Genomic DNA, 23,354 nt, shown 5'->3' on the forward strand with positions numbered 1-23,354 from the left:
CCTGTCAGTTTCACAAACTGCAAAACAAAAAGCACCCTAAGGTGCTTTTTGTTTTTGATCTTCTCAACAGCAAGCTTACGCTTGCAGATGATTAGAATGCGTGACGGATACCAACGTTGAACAAGCGTTCTGTAGCGCCGATACCGGAAGCGATACCACCAGCATTGACTTTAGCATCGTTTTTCAGACGGGAAACCGATGTGTACAGGTTAGTACGCTTGGACAGGGAGTGTGTGTAGCCCAGAGCGAACTGGTTAGAGCCATTATCGCTGCTAACTACGTCATTTTTAACCATAGTCAGGGAAGAAATCACTGCGCCTGCTGCGCTAACAGGAACTGTTACACCAACGCTCCACAGTTTGTAAGCAACGCTGTTGTTGTCAGTTTTAATCTTAGCGAAAGACAAAGCACCTTTTGCTGCGCCGAAGTCGTATGTCGCACCAACGAATGCTGTTTTAGTTGCATTTACAACCGCAGCTGTATCATTCTCAGTATGATAAGCACCAGCTACCAACAATGGGCCAGCAGCATAAGAACCGGATACACCGATACCACGACCTTTACCGATATCACCAGCTTGCTCACCAGCAGTGTAAGCCAGGGAACCTGTGAAACCACTCAGGTTGTTGGTCGTGTAGTTGATCGTATTGTTAGAACGTGGGTTAGTTGCGAACACCAGATTACCCAAGCCAGTTGCACTGGTGCTGTCAGTTGCGGAACCACCGATGATGCCTGTGCCGAATGGATCGATAGAATCCACTACATCAAATACTGGCTTGTTTTGACGACCAACTTGAACCGCGCCGAAATCACCGGACAGACCAACCCATGCTGCGCGACCGAATGCCAGACCGCCTTGAGCAGATGCGCCTGTATCCGCTTGTACGCCCATTTCCAGTTTGAAGTTAGCTTTCAAACCATTGCCCAGATCTTCAGAGCCTTTGAAGCCCAGACGGGAACCGGATTGCACACCGCTGTCCAGCGAGTAGATATTGCCTTTGCCTTTAGAATACTGGCCATTGTTTTCTGCATTGAAAGCCATATCCAGAACACCGTACACGGTAACGGAAGATTGTGCTTGTGCGGAACCTGCTGCAGCAGCCAGAACGGCCAGAGCGATCAAGGATTTTTTCATTTCTTTTTTCTCCAAAGGATTTTGAGATAAACCTAATTTTGCAGCTGCATCGCCAAAAACTGAAACACCAGCACCAGCGATACAATTGCCTAAAAACTGCTAATTCTGAAAACTGTTTTACGTATTTGACCAAATTTTGCTTATAAGCCACAAGCAGAATCGCTACTTTTAGCCAAACTAAGCAAGAAATTGTCTCAAATTGACAACAACAATTGCATAAAACACAGCATTTTCTTCATAGACTAGCATTCTGGGGCAAAAAAAGAAAAAGCCGCGAAACGCGGCTTTTTCTGATCTGGATCGAGGTCAGAATGCGTGTAACAGACCGACTGCCGTACGACCTGCACGTGAACTACCGGTATTTACCCCGATGATGCCCAGCGCCAGTGAGGTATCCTGAATTGCCGCCGAACCTGCTTTAGCGTAAGTCACGGAAGCATAGGCGGTGGTACGTTTGCTGAAAGCATATTTCGCCAAGGCGATGTACTGATCTGCCTTCCCTTCAAAATCACCCGAACGCTTGGTATTGTAATAAGCGCCAGTCAGCGTAATCTGGTCGGACACAAAATAGTCTGCACCCAGACCAATCACCGCAATTTTACGGTTATTCGCGTTACCGAACGGAGCAATCACGATATTGCCATCCACCACACTGTGTGAATAAGTACCACGCAAGGCCAAGGTCGGTATGACCTTGTATTTAGCACCAGCTGCCCAGCTGGTCAGCGTTGCGGCATTCGAGACATCTTTCATTTTGGCATAGGCGATCGCTGCACCATTGGTACCATCGGTAAAGAAACCCGACAAACCAGCATAGGAGCTGGCACTGTTATCACCTGCTTTCTCACCAAAGCCATACATCAGTGCACCACCAAAGCCAGACACCAGCGGGGAAACATATTTAATCGAGTTATTTTGCCTTAAGGCAGAACCACCCTGATTCGTACCGAAGCCACCATAAAAACCGCCAGAATTCATCCCGCTGAACATAATGTTAGGATTGGTTCCCGCATGGGCCAGGCTCATAGGATCTGCCAGACCGACAGAATCCACACCCAGAATATTATTGCGGCCCAGTGTCACGGCACCAAAATCGCCGGAAATGCCAACCCAGGACAAGCGGTCAAACAACGAGGTGTTATTGCCAGCCTGCGTAAAGCTATTGCCACCAAAGCCGGCACCAGCCGCACCGGTATCATTGGCCAAGGTGCCTTCCAGATTAAAATTGGCTTTCAAACCACCGCCCAAATCTTCAGAGCCCTTAATCCCCCAGCGTGAAGTCAGTAACTGACCTGCATCTACGGAAAACTTCCCGCCACCATTTGCTGCCTGATTCGTGTTGTAAACCGCCGCTGCATCGATAATACCGTACAGGGTTACTGAGGACTGGGCTTGCGCCGCAGAAGCGAACATACCGAGAACAGCTAATGCGAGTACTGATTTTTTCATTGTCTAAGTCTCCAAATAGGTTGGTCAGTCGGGCATACAGACATAGCTCTGCAATTGGCTATTTAGTCTGGGGGATAGTACAAACACTTCGAAATATCGCTGCTTGAAGTTGAACTCCATTGAACCAAAGCAAATGCGTTTGGGCAAAGAGAATTTGTGAACGACCGTTTTTATACAAATTTTATGTGGTTGACAGACAACAATTTGTTGGTAAAACCTGGAATTTCAGCGGTTTTATTCAGAAAACACATCAATAATTTTAATTTTAATAAGCATTTAAGCCGCATCAAGAAAACAAGCAATAAGTGATCACGACCAGTGGCGTTATCAACGCTTGGATTACAATAAGCTCTCCATTGAGCCATCAGTTTTCAGCAAGGACAGCAATATGCCATTTCCCTCCACCGACCGCCTGATCCTGGGTTTAGACCGGGCTTTACGTACTGTTTCTGCCCAAACCAGAAGTTCGCGTCCTGATCCGGATGCAGGCATGGCGGAGGCCGTGCTCAGCGAAGCCGAAAAAAAACATAGCGCAGGTTTAATGCGCGTTAACCACGTAGGTGAAATCTGCGCCCAGGCACTGTACGACGCACAAGCGGCATACTCGCATGCACCGGAAGTGGCTCGCCAGCTGGCACACTCTTGCATAGAGGAAGAAGACCATCTGGCCTGGACCGCACGCCGTCTGAGAGAACTCAACTCCAGGCCCAGTCTGCTCAATCCCCTATGGTATGCCGGTGCCTATACCTGCGGTGTGATTGCGGCTAAATGTGGCGATGCAGCCAGCCTCGGATTTGTGGTCGAAACAGAACGACAGGTAGAAGCCCACCTGGAGGGACATCTGAGGGAGTTGCCAGTTGCCGATGTACGCTCACGCGCGATTGTCGATCAAATGCGTGTCGACGAAATCGCACACGGCGCTGCAGCGCAACACCTGGGTGCAATAGCAATACCGCTGCCAGTCAGACTGGGAATGAAGGCGATGGCTAAAATTATGACCAGCACCGCTTACTACGTCTGAAGCGGAACAGATCTGCATAGATCTCTTTCAGTTTAAAATATTTCCTCAAGGAACTTTTTGTCAATTTGTGATCTAATCGCGCTTCTTTTCAGCAGACACACTGTATAGCCAGGTAGTAAGTTTGGGGACCGAATATTTCTTCCGCTACCCGAGCTTACATGTTCTATGCTGAAACATATCTGGCGCGGTTGACTGCTCGTTTCCGCGCCTACAGCGGAGGTTTTATGCGCACAAATTTGCCAGTGACTGGTCGTGAAATAGTGATGAAAGATGGATGTTCCATCGTTTCCAAGACCGATCTGAAGGGAAAAATCACTTACTGTAATCCTTATTTCGTGGAGCTTAGCGGCTTTGACGAAAACGAACTGCTCGGCGCGCCACATAATATTGTGCGCCATCCTGATATGCCGGAAGAAGCATTCGCTGATCTGTGGGACACCGTTAAACGCGGCATTCCATGGACCGGACTGGTCAAAAACCGCTGTAAGAACGGCGATCACTACTGGGTCAATGCGAATGTCACCCCCATCATTGAACATGGCACAGTGGTCGGATATATGTCGGTTCGCACGAAACCGGAACGTGCTGCGATCGATGCCGCCAGTCAGCTCTATCAACGCATGCGTGCAGGTCGCGAAACCAGTCTGTTGCTGCGTGAAGGTCGCTTGTTATCCAATACTTTCAGTGGCCGCATCGTACGCAGCTTAAGGCTTGAGGCCAAAACCAGACTCGCATTGGGCATGAGTCTGACTTTGCTTTCCCTGTTGAGCTGGGGTAGCTTACATATCGCAGACCACGGCGCGGGTTGGGCTAATATCAGCGCCCTGATCGCCAGCGCGGTGTTGGTGATCTATCAATGGGTGGTGATCCACGTCAAGTTACTCAATCCCGTTGGTATTGCAGTCAGTGCAGCCAGAGCTATCGCAGGTGGCGATCTGACCCGAGAAATACCACGTGGCGACGATACAGAAATGGGGCAGTTATTGCAGGCGCTGCGGCAAATGAACATCAATCTGGTGTCCGTGATCAATGATGTGCACCTGAATGCCAGCGCCATTTCTACCGGGACGCGGGAAATAGCCGATGCCAACATGGATTTATCGGGTCGCACCGAGTCGCAGGCGTCCAGCCTGGAACAGACTGCATCCAGCATGGAGCAATTCGCGGAAACGGTACGCCAGAATTCTGACCACGCGGCACAAGCCAATACACTGGCAGAAACCACCTCTGCGGTGGCTCAACAGGGTGGCGCGATGGTGAGCCAGGTTGGCGATACCATGCAAGAAATCAGTAGTTCAGCGCGTAAGATAGAAAGCATCATCAGTCTGATCGATGGTATCGCTTTCCAGACCAATATCCTCGCACTGAATGCGGCCGTTGAAGCAGCGCGTGCCGGTGAACAGGGGCGCGGCTTCGCGGTTGTCGCCAGCGAAGTCAGAAATCTGGCGCAGCGCTCAGCCAGCGCGGCCAAGGAAATCAAAGACTTGATTGATGATTCGGTCCATAAAGTCGAACAAGGCAATCAGTTAGTTCAGGATACGTCGGCCACTATGCATAACTTAGTACAATCCGTGCAGCACGTAAACGCCGTTATTCACGAAATCACCATCGCCAGCAGAGAGCAAAAAGAGAGTGTGGAACAAATGAACAGCGCGGTGGCCCACATGGATGAAATGACCCAGCAAAATGCGGCCATGGTGGAGGAAGCCGCCGCCTCGGCAGGGAATTTAGCTGATCAGACCCTGCGTTTGCAGCAAGCCATCAGCGTCTTTACGCTGAGCCGTGCAGGCAAATCCACACAGTCAGCGTCAGTACCGGGACAGGCTGCAACCAGGCAGCCATCCCCTGCTAAAAGAAGCGGAAACAAACAGCTGCGATAGCGGTTGGTATCAGCGCTGACAAGAATAAGCCGCCCGGGCTAATGGCATTTTCATGAAAGTAGTCTTTCAGGATGGCATACCCGGCCGGATTGGGCGCGTTAGCTATCACAGTTAAACCTCCGCCCGTCACCGCTCCAGCCACCAGCGCATACTTTGCACTGTCCGATAAGCCGTTGACCAGTGAGCCAAGATAAGTCAGCGCCGCATTATCGGTAATCGCCGTCAACCCGGTCGCACCGAAAAATAATACTGTCGTATTCATCCCGGCCAAGATCGGCTGCAACCACCATTCCTGTTTGCCGCCCAAGACCACCAGACCAGCCAGAAAGAATGCTACCAACAAACCCTCACGCAGCATCAGGCGGTCCTGAAATTGCTGATAGGCTTCAGTAAAGCCCAGGAAAAACAAGAACAAGCCCAAAAACACGACCGGATAATGCGCAAACCAGACAGTCGTCGCCAGAAACAGAAAGTGGATCGCGACTACACTCAGCGGAATGCTGGTCTTCGTACCCTGTTCAACGCTGTCATTGCTGCCAGTCTGATCCAAAGCACACAGCTCACGACGGAAAAACACAGTCAGCCATAGGGCATTCACAAAAACCGCAATCGCTGCGCGCCAGCCAAAATTCTGCATCATGAAGGCGATATCCCAGCCCCATTTTTCTGCCACCATCAGCACCGGTGGTGCCGCAAAAGAAGTCAGCACACCACCTATAGACACATTGACGAACAAAACACCAAGTGTCATGTACTTCATTTTTTCCGGTATCGCTTTAGAAAAAAAACGATCACGTAACATCAGTGCAGCCAGCGTCATTGCAGCCGGTTCCGTAATAAATGAACCGAATAAGGGTACCAGCGACAGGCACAAAAAATACGAAGCGATCTGCGAATTAAGCGGCATTACACGTGCTATTCGGGACACCATACTTTGCACAAACCACAATACCGGTCGGGTACCCGCGATCACCAGAATCACGAATACAAATAGGGGCTCGGTGAAATTCTGTGCTTCCAGATAATGGATCGCTGCTTTCTGATCTGTCATGGCTGAAATCAGCAAGACCAGCACGCAGGCCCAGAAGCCAAATACCACCTCGACCTCACCCAGCAAATGCCAGAGTCCGGCATGGTGCTGACTCTGGTGTGCCAGATGCAGAAAATATTTGGTGGAAAAAGTATGTAATACGGCCAGTGCAAAAATACCGGCCGCACAATACTGCAGCATTAACTCGGTGTTCATCCAGACTCCTTATGCAGTTGAAGATGGCACACAGAGCCTGCGCTCTGTGGCCTTCAGATTTTTTCCAGCTTGGCGATACTCAGGTCCAGTAACTTCATCCCGAATTTGCCAAAATTAATATGAGCACGCGCATTCGTACCGCTGCCCTCAATATTGACGATCACACCTTCGCCAAACTTCGCGTGTTCGACGTTTTGACCAACCCGCCAGCTCTGCTGCGCAGAAGTCTGGCTGAAATTCTGTGCAATCTGATTCACACCAGCCATGGGTACCTCATCCCAGGCAGATTTTTTTTGCCCGAACCAGCTGGGTTGCACCTTGGGTGACAACCATTTGATTGACTCATCCGGTAACTCATCAAAGAAGCGAGAGCGCATGTTGTAGCGGGTCTGACCATGCAACATACGGGTCTGTGAAAAGCTCAGATACAGACGTTTGCGCGCACGCGTGATCGCCACATACATCAGGCGTCGTTCCTCTTCCAGCCCAGCCTCTTCCTGTGCGCTGTTCTCATGCGGGAATAATCCCTCTTCCAACCCGGTGATAAAGACTGCATCAAATTCCAGCCCTTTGGCCGAATGCACCGTCATTAACTGCATAGCATCCTGACCAGCCTGGGCCTGATTATCACCCGCTTCCAGCGAGGCATGCGACAAGAACGCTGACAGCGGTGACATCACTGTCGGCAACGCAGCATCGGCATCGATAATGACATCGTTAGCACCATTGGTGAGCAAAACCGGCTGTCTGACGGCCGGACCTGTGAACGCAGGCGCCTCTTTATTGAAGCCCTCTTCCGAAACAAATAAGACTGCCGCATTCACCAGCTGCTCTAAGTTTTCTATGCGGTCAGCGCCTTCTTTTTCGGTTTGATAGTGCACCAGCAACTGGCTCATATCTAACACCACCCTGACCATTTCTGGCAAAGGTAAATTTTGTGTTTCAAAGCGTGCACCTTCAATCAGACGCACAAAATTGGCCAGTGCCGATCCGGCCTTGCCAGCCACATGCGGAACTGCTGCATACAGCGAGATATGGTGCAGTCTGGCTGCATCCTGCAATTGCTCGATGGAGCGCGCTCCTATGCCACGGGTAGGGAAATTCACCACCCGCAAGAAAGCCGAATCATTATGCGGATTGTCCATCAACTGCAGATAGGCAATCGCATGCTTGATTTCAGCGCGCTCGAAGAAGCGCTGACCACCATAAACGCGATACGGAATATTCGCCGTAAATAAGGCATGCTCAATCACACGGGATTGCGCATTGGAGCGATACAAGATGGCGATCTCACTGCGCGCTGAGCCTTCACGGATCAGGTTTTTCGCTTCATCGATGATCCAGTTGGCTTCCTGAATATCGCTGCTGGCTTCCATCACGCGCACCGGTTCACCGTGTCCGGCATCGGTACGCAGATTTTTACCCAGACGTTTGCTGTTATTCGCAATCAGAATATTTGCGCTATCCAGAATATGACCATGCGAACGGTAGTTTTGTTCCAGCTTAATCAGATTTTGTACTTCAAATTCACGCTCAAACGCCGTCATATTACCCACGTTCGCGCCACGAAAGGCATAGATACTCTGATCATCATCACCAACGGCAAATACCGCATTTGGACGCCGGTTACCGGCGCCGGCCATCAGTTTCAGCCATTTATATTGCAGGTCATTGGTATCCTGAAACTCGTCGACCAGTATATGACGGAAGCGCTCCTGATAATGCTCACGCAGTGGCTGATTGCGACTCAGCAATTCGTAAGTGCGCAACAGCAGTTCGGCAAAATCGACCACGCCTTCACGCTGACATTGCGCATCATATAAATCATACAGCCCGACCATCTTGCGATTGAAATCATCGCTGGCATCCACCTGCGCCGCTCGTAAGCCCTGATCTTTGGCGCTATTGATAAAGTACATCAGGGTCTTGGGTGGGAATTTTTCATCATCGATATGATTCGCTTTCAATAAGCGCTTAATGAACGACAACTGATCGCCCGAATCAAGTATCTGAAAGGTCTGCGGCAACCCGGCATCACGGTGATGTGCGCGTAATAAGCGGTTACATAAGCCGTGGAAAGTACCTATCCACATACCGCGCGTATTGATCGGCAACATAGCCGACAAGCGCGTTTGCATTTCTTTCGCTGCTTTATTGGTAAAAGTCACAGCGAGTATGCCGCCCGGCGAGATCTGTCCGGTCTGGATCAGCCAGGCAATACGCGTGGTCAGAACACGGGTCTTACCAGACCCGGCACCAGCAAGAATAAGCGCCGACTGCGCCGGCAAAGTCACAGCCGCGAGCTGCTCAGGATTCAGGTTATGGAGTAAATTTTGCATACCCCGATTATACGTTCAGAACGCAGACACTGGACATATACACAGCTGAATTCGCACGTGAATCTGTCATGGCAAGTACCTGAACACGGATCCGCATGACGCGTGTTTGTGATCGCGTGCGGAAAATTGCATAATAAGCACCCACCCTTATCTCACCGGATTTTCACTATGCGTCGTTTGCTTTCTACCATCTTATTGAGCAGTGCTGCCCTGTTGTCTGCTAACCATGCGTACGCAATGACTATCCTCAGGCTGGATACCAATCTGATCCTATATGGGAAAGTGCTACCTGAAGACCTGGCGCCATTTCGTCAAGAGATATCACGCTCACCAGTAAAGCATGTAGTACTGGCAGAAAGCCCTGGCGGAGATTTACGTTCAGCTTACGGCATCGCTGACCTGATCCGTAAAAATCATCTGAACACCTCAGTCAAAGGATTTTGCGTCTCCTCCTGCGCCATTATGTTTATGGCAGGTGAACAGCGTCAGATTATTGAGGAAAAAACCTATAAAAAAACCATCCTGGGTTTTCATGCTCCTCACAATAAAGAAACCAAGGAAATCGCGGTGGATGGCGTACCCAGATTGCGTGAGTATTTATTGAAAACCAGCGGTGGCAAGTTCCCGCCAGAGTTGCTCGATAAAGCCATGAATATTCGGGATGCTTCAGATATGCTGATTTTCTACTATCCTGAAGAAGGCAAGCAAAGCGTCTGGTTCTGCCCTGCCAATGCGCGTCCACGTCCAAAAGGATGCGAGAAACTGGACGGTGACGCACTCAGTGCCGGCATCATCACCACGCTGGCGCGACTGGATGTGTCTACGCTGGATCCAAAGCCTGAAGCAGAAAAACCCGCTGAAGAAAAAGCAGATCCTATCGAAAAAAGCGTGGAAAAATAAAGTTGACTGCCACCGGTAGTTACATCTGCTCAGTCTGTTCAGCCTGAGCAGTCAGTTCACACATACAAATCAGCCAAAGCGCGCGCCGCAGCTTGCGGATCGCGCTCAAAATACACACTGCTGATGACCGCGACCATTTCCGCACCGCGCGCGACCAGCGGTTTACAGTTTTCCAGCGTCATGCCACCGATTACAACGCGCGGCACACCCAGTCCAGCGGCCTCTGTGACGATGTCGGGCGAGGTTGAGACTTCATATTTTTTGATGCGGGACGGATAAAACCCACCAAAAGCCACATAGCTGGCACCGGCCTCTGCCGCCTGCTGCGCACGCGCCAAATCGCCATAGCAAGAAGCACCAAGAATTTTTTTTGCCCCTAGTGCCTGACGCGCAGCCTGCACCTGCATATCGGTACCGCCTACATGCAAGCCATCGGCATCTATCGTCTGACATAACTCCAGGTGGTCATTCACGATGAAGGGGACGGCGTAAGAGCGGCATAGCTGCAGCAATTCGCTGGCCTGCTGCATTCTAAGCACAGGGTTGGCCGTTTTATGCCGGTATTGCACCAGCGCGGTGCCACCTCGCAAGGCTTGTTCTGTCACGCTGACTAACTGCCGGGTGTCATCCCAATCCGGGGTGACGAGATAGAGGCCACGCAGGCCAGCTTGTGATTCCTGAATCATGAAATTCTCATTCAATGTCTATAAAAGTACGCTGTGGAATGCGCTGCCCGGCACCAACAGCAAACGCGTGCTGCAGGCAGCGCTGGGTATAGCTTTGCGCCCGATCGAGCGCGACCTCCAGCGTTTGACCATGCGCGAGTTGAGCCGCAATCGCAGCCGCCAGCGTACAACCACTGCCATGAAACTCGCCCGCCAGCCTTTCCCACTGCCATTCGCGCGCCATGCTGCCACCGCGCTCCATCCAGTAGTTGTGTACCAGGCGATCATTACCATGCCCGCCCTTGAGTAACACATCGGCAGCATGCGTTGGCATCCATGTCGCCAGTTGCGCTCGCCAGTCATTTGCGCTGGTACCGGACAAACGTGCCAGCTCGGGCAAATTCGGCGTAATCAGCGTAGCTTGTTGTAGCAAGGCTTGCAGTGTAAGCACTGCATCGTCGACGCTGAGTGCATCGCCACGACCGCTGCCCAGTACAGTATCCAATACCACAGGCAAGTCAGGCTGTGCATGCCTCAATTGCGCCAACTCTTCCGCTAAAACATCGGCTAACATACGATTGCCGATGATGCCCAGTTTCACCGCGTCAAAGCGATAGGCATGCAGCAAAGTTCGCAACTGCGCTAAGACGATATCGATCGCTACCGGATGCACGCCATAAACCCGATCATGATCCTGCACCGTCAGTGCCGTAATGATGGGCATGGCATGCGCACCCTGAGCGGCAATCGCTTCGATATCTGCCTGTATACCTGCACCACCACAGGGGTCATGGCCAGCCAGCACCAGAACCAGCGGCCGCTGGACAGCCATCAGCTCACCACCCGTCCGCTCATAGGAGACGATGGTGACGCCACAAATTGACGTGGCATGCGCCCAGCCAGATAGGCCTCGCGACCGGCCTGTACCGCCAGTCCCATCGCATGCGCCATACGAACCGGGTCTTGTGCTGCGGCGATGGCAGAATTCATTAACACGCCATCACACCCCAGTTCCATCGCAATCGCCGCATCCGATGCGGTACCAACACCGGCGTCGACCAGCACCGGCACGCTGGATTGCGCGATGATCAGCGATAAGTTCCAGGGATTGAGTATGCCCATGCCGGAACCGATCAATGACGCCAGCGGCATCACAGCGACACAGCCTATGTCTTCCAACATTTTTGCCTGGATAGGATCATCGCTGCAATACACCATCACATCGAAGCCATCCTTTACCAGTATCTTTGCTGCCTTCAAAGTCTCCGGCATATTTGGAAACAGCGTTTTCTCATCACCCAGGACCTCCAGCTTACACAGCTTGTGTCCACCAAGCAGTTCACGCCCCAGCTGTAGCGTGTAAACCGCATCTTCTGCGTTATAGCAACCGGCAGAATTCGGCAATATGGTGTAACGGCTGGGTGGCACCACATCCAGCAAACTAGGCGCATTCGGATCCTGACCAATATTCACCCGGCGTATCGCAACCGTAATGATGTCAGCACCACTGGCCTCCGTTGCCAACCTGGTTTGCTCAAGATCCTTGTACTTTCCACTGCCTACCAATAATCGCGAACGATAAGTTGTGCCGGCGATCGTCAAACCGTTATCTTTCTGATTTTGCATTTCAATTCCTTTTTATATCCGTCCGCGTGCAATTCAACCTAAAACTGCACATCAATTAAGAAGCTAATTAAACCGAAAGCCATACCACCGAGACACAGAGGCTCAGAGCAAACACAGAGGAAATTTCACTCGAGCTTTTTTCTCTCTTTCCCTCTGTGTCTCCGTGTCTCTGTGTTGAAAGGTTTTCAGGCTTTCATTTTTTTAAAACTGACTCTGACTACCTAAACACAACTCAATCAACAGCTACACCACCGAGACACAGAGGCTCGGAGTAAGCACAGAGGAATTTCACTCGAGCTTTTTTCCCTCTTTCCCTCTGTGTCTCCGTGTCTCTGTGTTGAGAGGTTTTCAGATTTTCAGGTTTAAGATTTTCAGTAATAAGTCAAACCCTCAACCGCCGCCGATTGCGCGCACGATGTCGACCTGATCTGCCGCTTGCAATGTGCGTGTAGCCCAGGCCGGACGTGGAACAATCTGACGATTGACGGCGACCGCTATCGCTTTCTGGCTTAGTTGCATACTGGCGATCAGATCGGACAGTAACTGCGCATCCGGTAAGTGATGGGTTGCACCGTTTAACTGAATTTCCATCGTTGTGCTCCTTACTGCTTTTTATAGATTTCAGCACCGGATTTAACGAACTCCACGGCCTTGACTTCCATACCCTGCTTCAAGGCCTGAATTTCAGAAATGCCCTGACTTTGCGCAAAGTCGCGTACTTCCTGGGTGATTTTCATGGAACAGAAATGCGGACCGCACATGGAACAGAAATGGGCCACTTTGGCGGAATCTTTAGGCAAGGTTTCATCGTGAAATTCACGTGCCTTATCCGGGTCGAGGCCAAGATTGAACTGGTCTTCCCAGCGGAATTCGAAGCGCGCTTTGGACAAGGCGTTATCGCGGATTTGTGCACCTGGATGGCCCTTAGCCAGATCCGCGGCATGGGCGGCGATTTTGTACGTGATAATGCCGTCTTTCACGTCGACTTTATTCGGCAGGCCCAAATGTTCTTTTGGTGTCACATAGCACAGCATGGCAGTGCCATACCAGCCAATTTGTGCGGCACCTATGCCGGATGTGATGTGATCATAGCCAGGGGCGATATCGGTCGTCAGCGGACCCAATGTGTAGAATGGCGCCTCGTGGCATTGCTCCAGCTGCAGATCCATATTTTCTTTGATCAGCTGCATAGGCACATGTCCCGGACCTTCTATCATGACCTGTACATCGTGTTTCCACGCGATTTGTGTAAGTTCACCCAGCGTACGCAATTCGCCTAACTGCGCTTCATCGTTCGCGTCATAAATAGAGCCCGGACGCAGACCATCGCCCAGACTGAAGGACACATCATAGGCCTTCATGATTTCACAGATATCTTCGAAATGTTCGTACAAAAAGCTTTCTTTGTGATGCGCCAGACACCATTTCGCCATGATGGAACCACCGCGCGACACAATGCCGGTCAGACGTTTTGCGGTCAGCGGAACATATTGCAGACGGACGCCTGCATGAATAGTGAAGTAATCCACGCCCTGCTCCGCCTGCTCGATCAGGGTATCGCGGAATATCTCCCAGGTCAGGTCTTCAGCTTTTCCATTCACTTTTTCCAGTGCCTGATAAATCGGCACAGTACCGATAGGTACCGGTGAATTACGGATAATCCATTCACGCGTTTCATGGATGTGCTTACCGGTCGACAAATCCATCACATTGTCACCACCCCAGCGTATCGCCCAGGTCATTTTTTCGACTTCTTCACCGATAGAAGAAGTCACTGCCGAGTTACCGATATTGGCATTAATTTTGACCAGAAAATTACGGCCTATGATCATAGGCTCAGATTCCGGATGATTGATATTAGCCGGAATGATGGCACGGCCACGCGCAATTTCATCTCTGACAAATTCAGGGGTAATCACCGCCGGAATAGATGCACCAAAAGACTGGCCAGGATGCTGACGCCCCATCACGTCTGCCAGCTTTTTACCCATAGGGCCGGAGGATTGCAGATTCTCCAGATACTCTTGACGACGCAGATTTTCACGAATCGCGACAAACTCCATTTCCGGTGTAATGATGCCCTGACGTGCGTAATGCATCTGAGTCACGTTGCGTCCAGCCAGCGCACGCCGGGGTTGACGTTTCAAATTAAAACGTAGCTCTTCCAGTGCCGGATCATTCAATCTGGCAATGCCATATTCTGAGCTGGGGCCAGATAGCTCTTCGGTATCTGCACGTTCTGCAATCCAGGTGCCCCGTACTGAGGCCAGACCGGAGCGAATATCGATTTTCGCCTCCGGATCCGTGTAGGGGCCTGAGGTGTCGTAGACATACACTGGCGGATTTTTTTCTGAACCGAACATAGCCGGCGTATCTGACTGTGAGATTTCACGCATAGGTACGCGTATATCCGGGCGGCTGCCCTGAACATAGACTTTACGGGAATTAGGTAAGGCTTGAATTGCAGCTTCATCCACTGTCGCGGTTGCAGACAGAAATTTTGGATTGGCATTCATGTGAGTGGCTCCTTTGCACTTTACTTATGGCTTGGAGCCAGCAAAGGAGTTGGTATAGAACCACAACAAACCTAACGTTTGTGCACGCTCTAGCAGCTTCCCTTCGCTGGCATTATCCAGATCAGGTTCGAGGGTATTTCTCACCCGTTATCCACATCGACAGATGCGGCTAACAGGACCCCTAGCATGGTGTTATCACGACTTGTGTTCGTGACAGCGTGCGCATTATAGCGCTTAATTTATCTGATTCAACCATCTATTTCCCAGCGGCTTGGGGACGCACTACATGCACACGGCCAAACCCGCAGGAGGCGGTCTGCATCCGGTCTCAAACACAATCCTGATAGTGACCGCCAGCTCATAAGGCTTCGGCGCGCAATGTGATGGTGCGGCCTATGCAGGAAAAATCTGACTTCACATACTCGCACAATCGAATGAAATTCAAAGCAGTACGCCCGAAAGGATGTCAATACAACAATAAAGTTGCATTCTATACTTGCCCATTAACAACTACCAAACACTGAATGCTGTGTAAGCGATGAAACAACATTCATCACTCTTACACAGTACATCATCAGATGAAATCCTTATGGCCCCTCCTCGCAAAGACACACGGACCAGCAGATTCCTTCCCTGACCGTCAAAAAGCAACGTAATGACGACGTGTTCAGCCTCACTCTCATTTATAATCAAAGGTTTAGCACTCAACCAACAGATCATCATGGAATTAGCGAAGTCTTTCGAACCCGCAGAAATCGAACAACACTGGCGCGCCGAGTGGGAGCAACGCGGATATTTCGCGGCCAGCATGGACGATGGCAAACCTTCATTCTCTATACAACTGCCACCACCTAATGTGACAGGCACGCTGCATATGGGCCATGCTTTTAATCAGACCATCATGGATGGCCTGACCCGCTACTACCGTATGCGTGGCTTTAACACAGCCTGGGTGCCTGGGACAGATCATGCAGGTATCGCGACGCAGATCGTAGTGGAACGCCAGCTTGATGCACAAAAGATCTCACGCCATGATCTGGGCCGTGAAAAATTTCTGGAAAAAGTCTGGGAATGGAAAGAGAAATCCGGCTCCACTATCACCGGTCAGATGCGTCGTATGGGTGCATCAGCAGACTGGGACCGCGAATACTTTACGATGGATGCTGAGCGCTCCAAGTCGGTCACTGAAGTATTTGTAAGGCTGGTAGAACAAGGCCTGATTTATCGTGGCAAGCGCCTGGTTAACTGGGACCCGGTACTGGGTACAGCGGTATCTGACCTGGAAGTGGTTTCGGAAGAAGAAGACGGCTCTATGTGGCATATCCGCTATCCGTTTGCGGATGGTTCTGGTCATCTGACCGTCGCCACCACGCGTCCGGAAACCTTGCTGGGTGACGTGGCCGTCGCGGTTGATCCTACTGACGAGCGCTATAGCGCACTGGTCGGCAAGCTGCTCAAACTGCCTTTGACTGAGCGTGAAATTCCAGTGATTGCCGACAGCTATGTCGATAAGGAATTCGGTACCGGCTGTGTGAAAATCACGCCTGCGCATGACTTCAATGACTATGCGGTCGGTCAACGGCACAATCTCGACAAAATCAGCATCCTGACACTGGACGCGAAAATTAATGAGAATGCGCCAGAACAATACCGTGGTCTGGATCGCTTTGAAGCACGTAAGCAAATCGTGGCTGACCTCGATGCACAGGGCTTACTGGAATCAGTGAAACCGCACAAATTGATGGTGCCACGTGGTGACCGTACCAATGTCGTCATCGAACCTATGCTGACAGATCAGTGGTTCATGGCGATGAGCAAACCGGCACCGGAAGGCACCCACTTCCCGGGCAAATCGATCGCAGAAGTCGCGCTCGAAAAAGTCGCCTCCGGTGAAATTAAGTTCGTTCCTGAAAACTGGAGCAACACTTATAACCAGTGGCTCAACAATATCCAGGACTGGTGTATTTCACGTCAGCTCTGGTGGGGACATCAGATCCCGGCCTGGTATGGCGATGACGGCCAGGTCTTTGTGGCACGCAATGAAGCAGATGCACAGGCAAAAGCACAGGCAGCGGGTTATCACGGTGCCTTGAAACGTGATGAGGACGTGCTCGATACCTGGTTCTCATCTGCGTTGGTCCCGTTCTCTACCATGGGCTGGCCGGAAGAGACACCTGACATACGCCATTTCCTGCCGTCTTCTGTACTGGTCACCGGCTTCGACATCATTTTCTTCTGGGTCGCACGTATGGTCATGATGACCGTGCATTTCACTGGAAAAGTGCCATTTAACACTGTGTATGTGCATGGTCTGGTGCGGGACTCCAGCGGCCAGAAAATGTCTAAATCTAAAGGCAATACGCTCGATCCTATCGATCTGATCGATGGCATCAAGATCGATGACCTGGTAGCGAAACGCACAGTTGGCCTGATGAATCCTAAGCAGGCGAGCGCGATCGAAAAAGCCACCCGCAAAGAATTTGCAGATGGTATCCCGGCCTATGGCACCGATGCATTGCGCTTCACCATGGCAAGCTATGCCTCATTGGGGCGCAACATCAACTTTGATCTGGGTCGCTGCGAAGGTTATCGCAACTTCTGCAATAAGCTGTGGAATGCGACCCGCTTCGTGCTGATGAATACCGAAGGCAAGGACTGTGGTTTTGGTGCAGAGATCACGGATGCGGATCTGGATTACTCGCAAGCAGACAAATGGATCATTTCGACACTGCAACGCGCCGAGGCAGAAATAGAAAAAGGTTTCGCTGACTTCCGCTTCGATAACATTGCATCGGCAATTTATAAATTTGTCTGGGACGAATATTGTGACTGGTATCTGGAAGTGGCAAAAGTCCAGGTGCAGCAAGGTACAGAAGCACAACAACGTGCAACCCGCCGCACTTTGTTGCGTGTACTCGAAGCGATTCTGCGTCTTGCCCACCCAGTCATTCCTTTCGTGACCGAACAGCTATGGCAAACCGTGGCACCGCTGGCAGGCAAGCAACTCAACCCAGCCGGCGACTCCATCATGCTGCAAGCGTATCCGCAGCCAGCCGCAGCAAACATCAGCGAACAGGCTGAGGGCTGGATGTCTGCACTTAAGGCGATGACGGATGCCTGCCGTAATCTGCGTGGTGAAATGCAGTTGTCGCCCGCATTGCGCGTTCCTCTGTTAATGCAGGCTGCCAGTGCGGAAGACAAAGTCAGACTGCAGTCATTTGCCCCTTACCTGCAGGCACTGGCCAAACTGTCTGAAGTCCAGGTACTGGATGCTTTACCTGACTCTCCGGCACCTGTTTCTATCGTCGGCGAATCGAAACTGATGTTGAAAGTAGAGATTGATGTTGCCGCAGAACGTGAACGCCTGAGCAAAGAAATTACCCGTCTGGAAACAGAAATTGCAAAAGCGGAAGCGAAGCTGAGCAATGAAAGCTTTGTCGCGCGCGCGCCGGCAGCGGTGGTCGCACAGGAAAAAGAAAGAATGGCGAATTTCTCTGCCACGCTGGCAAAATTACGTGAACAGGCAGCGAAGTTACCGGCGGCCTGAAGCCGGGACTGCGAATAACGCCCACATAAAACCGGAGCGCATTTTTATGCAGCTCCGGTTTTTTTCTGTCTGCGGAAATCCAGTCAAATAATTTACATTGAAGAAATTAAGCAGGTAAAAGCATTACTGTGCAAAGTATTGTTTGCCACTTCACATCGCTCAGTACAAAAATTCTAAAGGCTGTCCTCTATAAAACTTAGACAAAATACCAGAGTCAACACGTACAATCAGTCATCGGCAGCACACCGACAGGACTGAAGTCTATAGCGTCATTAAAAAACAGAACCAGGAGACAACATGAAAAAAATCAGCCTTTTAGTACTACTGTTCTCACTCGTTGCCGTGCCTTTTGCGCATGCGGAAGACACACCAGTCGGACTCTGGAAAAATATTGATGATAAAACCGGCAAGCCCAAGGCGCTGATCCGTATCACCGAGAGCAATGGCGAATTGCAGGGAAAAATCGAAAAATTATTCCTTGACGACGGTGCCGACAAAAATCCCAAATGCGACAAATGCGAGGGCATCAATAAAGATCAACCGGTAATAGGAATGACTATCCTGTACGGCCTGAAAAAAGACAATGATGAATACAATGGCGGCAAAATCATCGACCCTGCGAACGGGAAAGTGTATAGCAGTAAATTAACCCTGATCGATAACAATAAAAAGCTCAATGTACGCGGCTATATCGGCACCCCATTTCTGGGTCGTTCCCAGACCTGGATACGAGAACAGTAATTGCCAGGCAGTTTTATTCAAAGCAAAGACGGAAGCAAATGCTTCCGTTTTTTTTTGGCATTCACGTGTTACCGACATCCACCTGCCATGCTGTGCCGTACTTTGCGAGAGTACGACAATGTCCACCGGCTTGAAAAATTCTGTAGCAGCTCTATTGTTATTCCATGGCATCAAGTTTTCGCGCATCAATAGACAGAAATGTTGCACTTGAATAATCCTGTGCATAATAAGTAACACTTCGGAAAATACGTAAAACAATTTCTTTGGTCTGCATTACCATGTTACCCAAAAGAAATTTCATATATAGCCTGGCGCAAACTTACCTGGATCCTCCCCATGCTGAAGACTATTCTGACCCGTATCACCATACGCTTACGACTCACACTGGGCTTTGGCATCGTGTTGCTATTCACCAGTGGCATACTCGGTCTGGGCTTATTTAAACTCAGTCAGTTGCAGCGCAGCGCAGACTACATTTTCCAAACTAAGGTGGCGAGTCTGGATGCGGCAACGGAAATGCGCGAGCAAGGACGGGCGCTCACCCTGACCTTACGCAAGATGACGGCTCCACGCGATCAGAGCGAAGCGGAAAAAGAAACTAAACGTCTGGTCAGTGCGCTCAGCAGCTTTGAAGAGTCCGAGGCCGTCGCCAAAAAACTTTTGTCTGATCCAAATGACCTGACACGGTTACAGGCTGCCATCGTACAAAAACAAGCCGTACTCGCGATTATCAAAAAAATCCAAACCTTTGTTGCGGAAGGCAATTACTTCGATGCCTCAGGTTTGTTGCAAACCGAATTTCTGGTGCCGCATGAAAAATGGATGACAGAGCTGACTGAGCTGGCCAAATTACAACATGACGCGATGCGCTCCACCTATGAACAATCGCTGGCGAATTACCGCAGCTCTGTAATTAGTTTACTACTCATCGGTGTGCTGACTTTAGCCACGGGCGCACTGGCAGGATGGCTGATTGCACGCAGCATCATATCCCCGCTGAAAGCCGCGGTACATATCGCCGATGGAATTGCCAATAATAATCTGACCGCCAGAATAGAAGTAAGGACGCAGGACGAGCTGGGAGAATTACTTGGCTCTTTGCGACAGATGCAAGATAACTTCGTGCAAACCATCACCAGGATTAAGGACGGTGCATCCACGATCACAACAGCCTCACAGGAAATCGCTACTGGCAATGCTGATCTCTCGTCCAGAACGGAAAACCAGGCTGGCTCATTGGAAGAAACCGCGAGCTCGATGGAAGAGCTGACCAGCACGGTCAGACAAAATGCGGACAATGCGCGTCAGGCGAATCAATTAGTCTTATCAGCCAGTCAGGTCGCCATTAAAGGTGGCAGTGTAGTTGGTCAGGTGGTTGAAACCATGGGCCAGATTAAGAGCAGTTCGCAGAAAATTGTCGATATCATCAGTGTCATCGATGGCATTGCGTTTCAAACCAATATTCTGGCGCTGAATGCAGCAGTCGAAGCCGCACGTGCCGGTGAACAGGGCCGTGGCTTTGCCGTGGTTGCTGCCGAAGTACGCAATCTGGCGCAGCGCAGCGCGGGCGCAGCCAAAGAAATCAAACAATTGATCGATGACTCCGTTGGTAATGTAGAACGCGGCAGCCTGTTGGTGGATGATGCCGGTAAGACCATGCATGACATCGTCAGCAGTGTGCAACATGTGGCCGACATCATGAGTGAAATCACCGCGGCCAGCACCGAGCAAAGTGCCGGGATAGAACAAGTGAACCTCGCGATCACTGAAATGGATGAAATGACGCAGCAAAATGCAGCATTAGTGGAGCAGGCTGCAGCGGCCGCGGAAAGTATGGAAGAACAAGCACTGGTATTAGCACAAGCAGTCAGCGTATTCCGCTTGCCATGACGACTAAGCCAGCGCTGGCTCGAGCCCGCTCTGGATTCCGGCACGATGCGTTCCTGTCCAAGTGGTTCGATTAAATCTGAATAAAATGTCATTCTGACTTGATGTATATCACGAACAGCGAGTGCTAAAAATATACGATGGAGTCAACAGGAATTGTCCTGCATCTGTTAAGGAGCCGAAATGCAAGTTGACCATCATCCATTAGCTGCCGATTTTCCGGAATACAAAGACGCTATTCATCATCTGAAAATGAACAATGCACATTTCGCCAAACTGTTCACCGAATATGACGATGCAGACAAGGCCATCAACCGCGCAGAAAACGGCGCAGAACACCTGGCCGAAACGGCACTGGAAGACCTGAAAAAAGTCCGTATCAGTCTGAAAGACCAGTTGTTTCAACTGCTGAGATCGGCTGCAAATTAATCCTCACATTCGGGCGGAGGTGCGCGCTCTGCCCGGTGTTCTCTGTCATCACAGGCATCCCTGCTGAAACGCCACCAGGCAAATTATCTGCCTGAACGGTAACAGCAGCCAGCAATCAGCTCTGACTTTTCGTACTGTCCCCGAGAGGCGGACAAGCCGGATTTCGTCTGTCATACGGATCAACACTGCTTTCATCGTCTATGGACTGTCATCATGAATCTTCCTCAACTCAAAATTGCTACCCGGCTCGCGCTCTGTTTCGCCAGCATCCTGATTTTTTCTTTTCTTGCTACAGCACTTGCCCAATGGCGTCTGCAACAGACTGCTGACGAAACCCGCCAGATGATGCAACAACCACTGGCAAAAGAACGCATGATTTCTGACTGGTATCGTTACATCCAGGTTGGCGTGCGCCGTACTGCTGCGATTGCCAAAAGCAGTGACAGCTCTTTATTGCAGTTTTTTTCTGAAGATGCTGCTGCGACCATGAAGGGCGCGAGCGATATGCAAAACAAAATTGAGAGCCTGCTCAACACAGACGAAGAAAAAAAACTATTTGCAGATATCTCGGCAGAACGAAAAATATATACCAGTGCACGGGAAGATATCCTGGCCGCCAAAGAGCGTGGCGATACCGCACAGGCGAATCAATTGATCGCAACGACTTTCATGCCCGCGGCAAAGCGCTATCAGGCTTTAGTACAGAATTTACTGGAAAAACAGCGGGAAGAATTAAACCGGCTCGCCGGGAAAATAGAGGCGAATTATCAGAGCACAAAAACCATACTCTCCACATTAAGTGTGCTGGCGTTTCTATGCGGTGTACTGTGCACCTGGTTACTGGCTCGCAGTATTCTGCGCGAACTGGGCGGTGAGCCCGCCTATGCATCAGCGATTGCGCGACGCATTGCGCAAGGCGATCTCGCCACAGAGGTTGTGTTGCAGCCACGCGATCAAAGTAGTTTGCTGTATGCAATGAAAACCATGCGCGATGGCCTGGCCAATATCGTCAGTCAAGTAAGGGCCGGTACTGAAACCATCGCCAGTGCCTCCGATCAGATTGCAGCCGGCAATCTCGATTTATCCGGACGTACCGAAGCCCAGGCCAGTGCGCTGGAGCAAACCGCAGCATCGATGGAGCAGTTGAATTCCACCGTACGCCAAAATGCCGATAACGCACGGCAGGCCAATCAGCTCGCTGCATCGGCCTCAGACATCGCAGCCAAAGGTGGCGAAGTGGTCAGCCAGGTCGTGAACACGATGCACGGCATCAACAACTCTGCGCATAAGATCACTGAAATCATCGGTGTCATCGATGGCATCGCGTTCCAGACCAATATTCTGGCGCTGAACGCGGCGGTGGAAGCTGCGCGCGCAGGTGATCAGGGCCGTGGCTTTGCGGTGGTTGCGACCGAAGTACGTAATCTGGCACAACGTAGTGCCGCAGCGGCGAAAGAAATCAAAGTCTTGATCGGTGACTCCGTCAATCAGGTGCAGGTCGGTAGCAAACTGGTCGAACAAGCCGGTAGCACCATGCAGGATATCGTGCAAAGTGTAGAGCAGGTCGCCGGCATCATGCATGACATTACCAGCGCCAGCCAGGAACAAAGTCAGGGCATAGCCCAGGTCAATCAGGCCATCAATCAGATGGATGATACAACCCAGCAAAATGCAGCGTTGGTGGAAGAGGCAACGACTGCGTCGGTATCTTTACAAGATCAGGCGCAGCATCTGGCGCAGATGGTCAGCGTGTTCAAACTGGATTACGAAAAACCCTTAACTGCACGCAGTGCCAGACTCAAAAAGGTAACTACTCAGACCGCAATCTTTGCCACGCATTTACCGAACGACACACAGCACAAAAAAATCGCCAACTCCCGCTTTGATGCCTGATTGTGCAAGATAAAACCGCTATCCCTGCTTAGCGATAGCGGCCTTAGCGGCATTTGACGACAAGGTCAGCTGCGCCAGAC

At 50.8% G+C, this 23,354-nt stretch carries 17 protein-coding genes and 1 riboswitch; of the genes, 8 read left to right on the forward strand and 9 right to left on the reverse strand.

What is annotated here, in order from left to right; translation table 11 throughout:
* Nucleotides 1-91 precede the first annotated feature (91 nt).
* Together H8K47_RS07670 and H8K47_RS07675 are read right to left on the reverse strand one after the other, a co-directional pair.
* Nucleotides 92-1,135 carry a porin gene (locus H8K47_RS07670; RefSeq protein ID WP_186880812.1) on the reverse strand — a complete coding sequence of 348 codons (1,044 nt, stop codon included), beginning with the start codon at nucleotides 1,133-1,135 and terminating at the stop codon, nucleotides 92-94.
* A 306-nt stretch (nucleotides 1,136-1,441) separates the two neighbouring features.
* Entirely contained in the window at nucleotides 1,442-2,584 is a 1,143-nt protein-coding gene (locus H8K47_RS07675) for a porin (protein WP_186880813.1), read from the reverse strand.
* Nucleotides 2,585-2,972: 388 nt separating this feature from the next.
* Between H8K47_RS07675 and coq7 the strand changes: the two genes are divergently transcribed.
* Together coq7 and H8K47_RS07685 are read left to right on the forward strand one after the other, a co-directional pair.
* Nucleotides 2,973-3,605, forward strand: a complete 633-nt coding sequence (gene coq7 / locus H8K47_RS07680) for a 2-polyprenyl-3-methyl-6-methoxy-1,4-benzoquinone monooxygenase (protein ID WP_186880814.1) — start codon at nucleotides 2,973-2,975, stop codon at nucleotides 3,603-3,605.
* Between the two features lie 224 nt (nucleotides 3,606-3,829).
* Entirely contained in the window at nucleotides 3,830-5,485 is a 1,656-nt protein-coding gene (locus tag H8K47_RS07685; protein WP_186880815.1) for a methyl-accepting chemotaxis protein, read from the forward strand.
* Here H8K47_RS07685 and H8K47_RS07690 read toward each other — a convergent pair.
* Nucleotides 5,454-6,731: a putative Na+/H+ antiporter gene (locus H8K47_RS07690; RefSeq protein WP_186880816.1), complete on the reverse strand. Its 1,278-nt coding sequence runs from the start codon at nucleotides 6,729-6,731 to the stop codon at nucleotides 5,454-5,456. The two genes, H8K47_RS07685 and H8K47_RS07690, sit on opposite strands and share 32 nt — an antisense overlap.
* Nucleotides 6,732-6,784: 53 nt before the next feature.
* Entirely contained in the window at nucleotides 6,785-9,070 is a 2,286-nt protein-coding gene (locus H8K47_RS07695; protein WP_186880817.1) for a UvrD-helicase domain-containing protein, read from the reverse strand.
* Nucleotides 9,071-9,238: 168 nt separating this feature from the next.
* On the opposite strand from H8K47_RS07695, the gene H8K47_RS07700 reads away from it, so the two are divergent.
* Entirely contained in the window at nucleotides 9,239-9,970 is a 732-nt protein-coding gene (locus H8K47_RS07700) for a hypothetical protein (protein WP_186880818.1), read from the forward strand.
* A 56-nt stretch (nucleotides 9,971-10,026) separates the two neighbouring features.
* On the opposite strand, the gene thiE is transcribed toward H8K47_RS07700, so the two are convergent.
* From thiE to thiC, 5 genes are all read right to left on the reverse strand, one after another.
* Nucleotides 10,027-10,656 (reverse strand): thiamine phosphate synthase, encoded by a 630-nt coding sequence (gene thiE, locus H8K47_RS07705; protein ID WP_186880819.1) that lies wholly within the window; start codon nucleotides 10,654-10,656, stop codon nucleotides 10,027-10,029.
* A gap of 7 nt (nucleotides 10,657-10,663) precedes the next feature.
* The gene (gene thiD, locus H8K47_RS07710) at nucleotides 10,664-11,467 is read right to left on the reverse strand and encodes a bifunctional hydroxymethylpyrimidine kinase/phosphomethylpyrimidine kinase (protein WP_186880820.1); all 804 of its coding nucleotides are present in this window, start codon (nucleotides 11,465-11,467) and stop codon (nucleotides 10,664-10,666) included.
* On the reverse strand, nucleotides 11,467-12,261 hold the full coding sequence (locus tag H8K47_RS07715) for a thiazole synthase (RefSeq protein ID WP_186880821.1): 795 nt from the start codon (nucleotides 12,259-12,261) through the stop codon (nucleotides 11,467-11,469). The genes thiD and H8K47_RS07715 overlap by 1 nt, the downstream gene beginning before the upstream one ends.
* A 390-nt stretch (nucleotides 12,262-12,651) precedes the next feature.
* On the reverse strand, nucleotides 12,652-12,852 hold the full coding sequence (gene thiS / locus H8K47_RS07720) for a sulfur carrier protein ThiS (RefSeq protein ID WP_186880822.1): 201 nt from the start codon (nucleotides 12,850-12,852) through the stop codon (nucleotides 12,652-12,654).
* An 11-nt stretch (nucleotides 12,853-12,863) separates the two neighbouring features.
* Nucleotides 12,864-14,777, reverse strand: a complete 1,914-nt coding sequence (gene thiC / locus H8K47_RS07725) for a phosphomethylpyrimidine synthase ThiC (protein WP_186880823.1) — start codon at nucleotides 14,775-14,777, stop codon at nucleotides 12,864-12,866.
* Nucleotides 14,778-14,858: 81 nt separating this feature from the next.
* Nucleotides 14,859-14,970: riboswitch (TPP riboswitch) on the reverse strand.
* Nucleotides 14,971-15,498: 528 nt separating this feature from the next.
* Between thiC and H8K47_RS07730 the strand changes: the two genes are divergently transcribed.
* The 5 genes from H8K47_RS07730 (at nucleotide 15,499) to H8K47_RS07750 (ending at nucleotide 23,274) form a co-directional block, all read left to right on the forward strand.
* On the forward strand, nucleotides 15,499-18,324 hold the full coding sequence (locus tag H8K47_RS07730; RefSeq protein ID WP_186880824.1) for a valine--tRNA ligase: 2,826 nt from the start codon (nucleotides 15,499-15,501) through the stop codon (nucleotides 18,322-18,324).
* Between the two features lie 297 nt (nucleotides 18,325-18,621).
* Entirely contained in the window at nucleotides 18,622-19,065 is a 444-nt protein-coding gene (locus H8K47_RS07735; RefSeq protein WP_186880825.1) for a DUF2147 domain-containing protein, read from the forward strand.
* Nucleotides 19,066-19,401: 336 nt separating this feature from the next.
* A complete protein-coding gene (locus H8K47_RS18615) occupies nucleotides 19,402-20,955 on the forward strand; it encodes a methyl-accepting chemotaxis protein (RefSeq protein WP_186880826.1) in 1,554 nt (517 codons plus the stop codon).
* 180 nt (nucleotides 20,956-21,135) lie between these two features.
* Nucleotides 21,136-21,381: a YdcH family protein gene (locus H8K47_RS07745; RefSeq protein ID WP_186880827.1), complete on the forward strand. Its 246-nt coding sequence runs from the start codon at nucleotides 21,136-21,138 to the stop codon at nucleotides 21,379-21,381.
* A 213-nt stretch (nucleotides 21,382-21,594) separates the two neighbouring features.
* Nucleotides 21,595-23,274, forward strand: a complete 1,680-nt coding sequence (locus H8K47_RS07750) for a methyl-accepting chemotaxis protein (RefSeq protein ID WP_186880828.1) — start codon at nucleotides 21,595-21,597, stop codon at nucleotides 23,272-23,274.
* Nucleotides 23,275-23,354: the final 80 nt, after the last annotated feature.

Origin of the sequence: Cognatundibacterium rugosum (assembly GCF_014284365.1) — a bacterium.
Lineage (GTDB): Bacteria > Pseudomonadota > Gammaproteobacteria > Burkholderiales > Burkholderiaceae_D > Undibacterium > Undibacterium rugosum.